Origin of the sequence: Chitinophaga sp., assembly GCF_036566945.1 — a bacterium.
In the GTDB taxonomy this organism is placed as follows: domain Bacteria; phylum Bacteroidota; class Bacteroidia; order Chitinophagales; family Chitinophagaceae; genus Chitinophaga.
The window spans coordinates 1-6676 of sequence record NZ_DATCVJ010000414.1 but is presented as its reverse complement, the minus strand read 5'-3'; the positions used below and the strand labels follow the sequence as shown (position 1 = coordinate 6676).

Below are 6676 nucleotides of genomic sequence, written 5' to 3'. Positions count from 1 at the left end.
TAAGACTGCTACGGATTTGCCGGTAGATCTTCGTTTCCAGGGTGTCGGGGCCTTCACATTTCTGGTGGAAGCTTTCCGCATCCATGCTGCCGAAGGTCACTTCTTCGCCGTTGCTCAGGAGGGCTTTCACTTCCAGCAGGTGTTCGCGGGTGCTGCCGTATACTACGGAGTTGGAACCGCAGGAGTTATTGCCTACCATACCGCCTATCATGGCGCGGTTGGCCGTGGAGGTTTCCGGGCCAAAGTAAAATCCATGTGGTTTCAGGAACAGGTTGAGTTCATCGCGGATCACGCCTGGCTGTACGCGTACCCAGCCTTCTTCTTTATTAAACTCCAGTATATTGGTAAAAGTGCGGGATACGTCGGTGATGATCCCGTTGCCTACTACCTGTCCGGCGAGTGAGGTGCCGGCGGTACGTGGGATCAGGGAGGTTTTATTTTCACGCGCAAAGCTGATCAGTGTCTTCAGATCATCGATATGCTGCGGAATAGCTACTGCCAGCGGCATTTCACGATATGCCGATGCATCAGTGGCATAGAGTGTTCGCATGGTATCGTCTGTATAAAGCTTGCCTTCCAGTTGCTGGGCCAATTGCTCTAGCTTGTCGCGCATCATTTTAAGTACCGGTTTTGAAAAGGCGAAATTAATATTTCAGTCCGGCTTTTTCACTTTTTTCACGGGAAGGTGCCCGCAAAGGAGCAAAGCAGCAAAGCAGCAAAGAAATCTGATATAAAATATTGATGCAGGTAAAAAACTTTGCTGCTTTGCTGCTTTGCTGCTTTGCTCCTTTGCGGGCACTACTTTCCGACAAATTGGGGCTTTTTTACATGTAGGCCGCAAACCGCTTCCAGCTTGTCAATCATGTATACCGCCAGCTCCGGGGAGGTGGCTTCGTCGTGCATGTGCATGAAAAAATATACTTCCTGCAAACCCTTGTCCAGCCAGTATTTTATCCGGTTTGCCCAGTCGTCGATCCGGGTATAATCCGTTGGATGCAGACTATTTCCTACAAAACGGATAAATATTTTTGGGATGGTGAGGTGCATATGTGCCAGATCCCTTCTTCCTGCGGTATCGGTGATAATGATGCCTACATTGAGTTCCAGGAGTTTTTCAAATAGTTCCAGGCGCACGGCTTCGTCTTCAAACCAGGCTTTGTGGCGTAGTTCCACAAAAAATTGGAGGTCTTTCGGCAGGGAGGCGAGGTATTCGTATAGGTATTCCCGTTTGGCCGGGCCATATTTATCACTCAATTGTAAAAAAATAGGTCCCAGGTGGGAACCGAATGCCAGCACGCCTTCCAGGAAGGAAGTGGTTTTGTCGCCTGCGCTTACCAGGTTGCTGAAATGACTAATGCTTTGCGGCACTTTGGGACAGAATTTAAAATCCATACCCCTGGCTTTTTCATCCCATTTGGAAATGGTGGCAGGGCCATAAATCTGATAGTGGGTGGCGTTTAGCTCTATGCTGTTGAAGTGTTTTACATATTCACCGAGAAAATCGGCCTCTTTGGTGCCTTTGGGATATATTTTACCTATCCATTCTTTCCGGCCCCATTTGGCGCAGCCCAGGTAGGCCAGCGGCTTTTTGACAGGCTTGCCTTTTAATACCTTCTTATTAAATACCGGTTCGGCGGGTAATTTAAAATCAATGTCTGATAATTCGGGAGTAGTAACACGACCAAAATCCATAATAGACACTTTTAGAGGATGAACACATGACAATAACTGTTACAAATATACCCCGCGGATTTTGTCTTACCCAGGATTATACTGATTTAGATGATTTTCAGGATTTTATTTTATGATTTTTTAAGATTTAAAAAGATTAGCGAAGGATAAATGCTATTATCTTCGCTAATCTTTTCAAAATCTTAAAAGAAAAAATCCGGAAAATCATCTAAATCAGTATAATCCTGGGTAAGACAAAATCCGCGCAAAATAAATTCCGTTTCCCCCTTTGTTTTCTTATTTTTCCAAGGTAACTTAATAAAGATTATCAATTATTTAGCATGGAGATTTTACACATTAGCGCGGAATGTTACCCGGTAGCCAAAGTAGGTGGACTAGGTGATGTGGTGGGGGCATTACCCAAATATCAGCACCAGTTAGGAAATTTTGCCAAAGTAGTAGTGCCGGCCTACCGGACAAAGTATTACGATACACACGAATTCGATGTGGTACACCAGGCCGGCATGTGGCTGGGGCACGACTGGTACCACTTCAATGTATTAAAGGAACGCAGCAATGAACTGGGCTTCGACCTGTACCTGGTGGATATTCCTGGTTTACTCGATACCCCCGGTGTATACGGATACCCCAATGATACAGAACGTTTCCTGGCCTTCCAGATTGCCGTGCTGGACTGGATCAACGAATGGCAGCACCAGCCGGATGTGATCCATTGCCATGATCATCACACCGGGTTGATTCCGTTTTTGCTGAATTATTGTTACAAATATGACCGTCTGAAACATATTCCTTCTGTGCTGACTATCCACAACGCACAGTACCAGGGCCAATTTGGCTGGGATAAACTCTACCTGCTTCCTTCTTTTGACCTGTGGAAAGCCGGTTTGCTGGACTGGGGCGGCGCCATCAATCCACTGGCGGCGGCTATCAAATGCGCATGGCGCGTAACCACCGTGTCGCCGGGATACCTGGAAGAACTGTTTTCCAATGCCAATGGCCTCGAAAGCCTGATCAGCCATGAAAAGGCGAAGATGGTCGGGATTCTGAACGGTATCGACACCCTGGTATGGGACCCGTCGTCCGATCATATGCTGGCCCTGAACTATGATACCGATACCGTAATAGAAGGTAAAAAGGAAAATAAGCAATTGCTGTGCGAACGCTTCGGACTCGACGTGTCGTTGCCACTGATCTCTTTTATCGGCCGGCTGGTGGGCGATAAAGGCGCCGACCTGTTGCCCGAAATCATTGGTCGCTCCCTGCATGAACTACCCGGAGAAGTCAACTTCCTCGTTCTGGGGAGTGGGGAACCCCATATTGAGTGGTCTTTGCAGCAAACGCGTCAGTTGGTGAGCTATGGCTTCAACGTGCATATCGGGTACGACGAATCGTTATCCCATCTTATTTATGCGGGCAGCGATTTTCTGCTGATGCCCTCCAGGGTGGAGCCTTGCGGCCTGAATCAGATGTACGCACTGCGTTACGGAACGGTGCCTATGGTGCGCAGCACCGGTGGACTGAAAGATACCGTTACCGACTTTGGAGATAAAGACGGGGTGGGGATTCGCTTTAACCAGGCCGGCGTCTGGGATGTTTGTTACTCCGTAAAACGGGCCATTGAATTGTATCAGGATGCCACACATCTGGAGGAAGTACGCGCGAGAGGCATGAACATTGATCACTCCTGGGGCAGCTCTGCACAGCGCTATGTTGATATGTACAGCAGTATGAAATAGTTTAGAATATTGAATGATGACTTTCTAAAACCAATTCCCATTATGACTAAAGATGTAATATCCATTATTCTCGGAGGAGGGGCCGGCACCCGCCTGTATCCGCTTACCCGCCGCCGTTCAAAACCAGCGGTGCCTTTGGCCGGTAAATACAGACTGGTGGATATTCCCATCTCCAATTGTTTGAACGCTGAACTGAACCGCATCTTCGTACTCACGCAGTTCAATTCGGCCTCCCTGAACAAACATATCAAGAACACTTATCACTTCAGCAATTTTGATAAGGGTTTCGTGGACATCCTGGCGGCGGAACAAACGCCCGATAATCCAACCTGGTACCAGGGTACAGCGGATGCAGTACGGCAATGTATTCATCACATGGAAAACTTTGAGTTTGAATACATCCTCATCTTATCCGGTGATCAGCTGTACCAGATGGATTTCAAAAAGATGATCCAACACCATATCAACACCCGTGCGGAAATCTCTATTGCCACCATTCCGGTAAGTGCACGGGACGCCTCTGATTTTGGTATACTAAAGGAAGATGACAAAGGCGCTATCGTATCCTTCACAGAGAAGCCTTCCCAGGCTGTTTTGCCACCATGGGCTTCTGAAGTAAGTGAAGAAATGCAGAAAGAAGGCCGTGTTTACCTGGCCAGTATGGGCATCTACATCTTCAACAGACAAGTACTTTTTGACATGCTCAATGATCAGCCGGAGGCGGCCGACTTTGGTAAACAGCTCCTTCCGCAGGCCATTGAAGCCAAACGCCGGATCTTCAGCTACCAGTATGAGGGCTACTGGACAGACATCGGTAATATCGAGTCTTTCTTCGAAGCCAATATCGGACTTACAGACGAAATCCCTTTATTTAATCTCTTCGACGAATCTCAAACCATCTACTCCAGGGCCAGAATGCTGCCTCCGGCAAAAATTTCCGGTACCATGGAGAAAACAATGATAGCAGATGGTTGTATTATAATGGCAAACCGTCTCGAAAGGGTGGTGGTAGGTATACGTACCCGTATCGGCAAAGGCTCGGAAATCAGCAATGCCTATATTATGGGAAGTGACTACTATCAAACGCTGGATGAAATAGAAAAGGCAAAAGCAGCAGGACGCCCTACAATGGGCATCGGCGAAAACTGTATCATCAATAATGCCATCATCGACAAAAACTGCAGCATCGGAAACGGTGTACATATCAACGGCGGGAAACACTTGGCTGACGGGGACTTTGAGAAATATACAGTGAAAGACGGCATTGTTGTTGTTAAAAAGGGAGTTGTCCTGGAAGACGGATTCAATATTTAACAAAACGAAAAACATGCGATTGTCAATAGAGCGGAAATCAACAAAGATTTATCCTGATCTGAAGCGCGTAGTAGCGAGATTTTTTTTCAATGGAGAGGCCAGGGCTAAATCTATCATTCAATTGGTAGCCGCTATGAGCGATTCTGAAGTAGACATAACGATTATGCCTATACTGAGAGAATTTTCCCGACGCCACAGAAATATTACCCGGATTTTTGAACGACACGCAGACCGGCTGCGGCACTTGTTTCCCGGTTTGCAAATCGATTACGACGGCATGTCGCTGAAAAGAAAATTGCTGACTGGTTCCTATTTTACTAATGAATATTCCATTGAATCAGCTGCTTTCTTTAATCCTTCACTGATTGAAGATGTAGACCAGAGTGGTTTGGAAGAAGGACAGAAACGCGTCATCATGAGCTTTCGCGCAGTGGGGGAAGGGCACGTATCTTCCATTGCCTTCAGATCAGGTATTATTGACAAGAGCAATGAAATTTCACTGATAGCCCCTGGCAACTACGTAGATGAAGCAGAAATTATCCGTAATTCCATCTACCAAAAACACACTTTTTTCCAAAACGCGGCCTCTATCAGATTGCCGGATTCAGTAATGCAGGAAATACAAAGCAGTTTACCCGACCAGTTTGAATACCTCGCACTCAAGAAAGTAATCCGGGAAACGCAACAGCGCTTCCAGGTAGATCACCTGCTGAAGAAAGGACTGGAAAGGGTTTTGTGGCTCGCAGATTCTTATTACGAGTTGAATTTTTCGCTGGATACCGACTTGTCCGATCGCGTTATTTTTCCTTATTCGGAGGCGGAAAGCAGGGGAATAGAAGATGCCCGCTTTGTAAAGTATACCAGCGAAAATGGGAGTGTTAGTTACTATGCTACGTATACTGCCTATGATGGGATTACTATTCAGCCCAAACTGCTGCAGACGAAAGACTTTTATAACTTCAAGATCATGCCCCTGTACGGAGAAGGCGCCCAGAACAAAAACCTGGCGCTGTTTCCCCGCAAAATAAACGGGAAATATGTCATGATCTCCCGTATTGATGGCATCAATGGATATATCATGTATTCAGATAAAATCAATATCTGGGAAAACCCTCAAATATTGCATACCCCTAAATATGGATGGGAGTTTGTACAGGTAGGTAACTGCGGCTCTCCCATTGAAACGCCGGAAGGGTGGCTGGTGATTACACATGGCGTAGGGCCTATGCGTACTTATTGCATCGGCGCCAGTCTCCTGGACCTGGAAAACCCGGGTAAAGAAATAGGCCGCTTACGCGAGCCCCTCCTGATGCCCAATAAGGATGAACGGGAAGGGTACGTGCCTAATGTATTATACTCCTGCGGCTCTATGATCCACAATGATGAACTGATAATTCCGTACGGCCTGTCGGATTATGCTTCCGGATTTGCTACGGTAAACCTCGAGAAATTGCTGTCTCAGATAAAAGCAGATGGTGTATAGCTATTTGTTGAAAGATGATGTTTGGGAGGTGCCTGAAAAGGATATTTTTCCCGCAAAGGCGCAAAGCAGCAAAGAATATCGAAGCAAATTTTAAGTCCGCAAAGCGGGAAGATGGTATAATAGCTATAAAACAAGACAATGTAGTCTTCACGCCTTTGCTGCTTTGCGTCTTTGCGGGAAAAATATACATTTTAGTTACACCGCCTTATCCATACCGCCTGACCGCCCGATGGAATTAAATTTGTGTTCAATACCGTATGCGCATCCACCCTTATTCTTTTGATAGACACCTTGGTGCGTACAGTGGATGCAGGATCATCATAGTAAATGCTGGCAAGGTATTTTTTCCCTGGTGTCAAAAAGTTCAGTGGCACTTTTAATTGCCGTGCATCATTATTCGTAATGGTTCCCATAAACCATTCTTCTTTCTTGCGGCGGGCAATGAGATCGG

The 6676-nt window shown here is 46.5% G+C and carries 6 protein-coding genes; 3 read left to right on the top strand and 3 right to left on the bottom strand.

Translation table 11 applies throughout. The features are described 5' to 3' along the window. Positions 1–613 (bottom strand): FAD-binding oxidoreductase (locus tag VIP81_RS12420; protein ID WP_331960715.1); only part of this gene is annotated, 613 nt, incomplete at its 3' end. Positions 614–798: 185 nt separating this feature from the next. Continuing rightward, positions 799–1692: a DUF72 domain-containing protein gene (locus tag VIP81_RS12415; RefSeq protein WP_331960712.1), complete on the bottom strand. Its 894-nt coding sequence runs from the start codon at positions 1690–1692 to the stop codon at positions 799–801. Positions 1693–2012: 320 nt separating this feature from the next. Here VIP81_RS12415 and VIP81_RS12410 point away from each other — a divergent pair, with 320 nt between their 5' ends. The 3 genes from VIP81_RS12410 to VIP81_RS12400 are packed head-to-tail and all read left to right on the top strand — an operon-like array spanning position 2013 to position 6225. Beyond that, positions 2013–3428: a glycogen synthase gene (locus tag VIP81_RS12410; RefSeq protein ID WP_331960709.1), complete on the top strand. Its 1416-nt coding sequence runs from the start codon at positions 2013–2015 to the stop codon at positions 3426–3428. Positions 3429–3470: 42 nt separating this feature from the next. Next, positions 3471–4742, top strand: coding sequence for a glucose-1-phosphate adenylyltransferase (locus VIP81_RS12405; protein WP_331960706.1), 1272 nt, complete (start codon positions 3471–3473; stop codon positions 4740–4742). 13 nt (positions 4743–4755) lie between these two features. After that, positions 4756–6225: a glycoside hydrolase family 130 protein gene (locus VIP81_RS12400; protein WP_331960703.1), complete on the top strand. Its 1470-nt coding sequence runs from the start codon at positions 4756–4758 to the stop codon at positions 6223–6225. 191 nt (positions 6226–6416) lie between these two features. Here VIP81_RS12400 and VIP81_RS12395 read toward each other — a convergent pair. After that, positions 6417–6676, bottom strand: a 260-nt coding sequence (locus VIP81_RS12395; RefSeq protein ID WP_331960700.1) for a glycoside hydrolase family 97 C-terminal domain-containing protein, incomplete at its 5' end; no start/stop codon positions are given.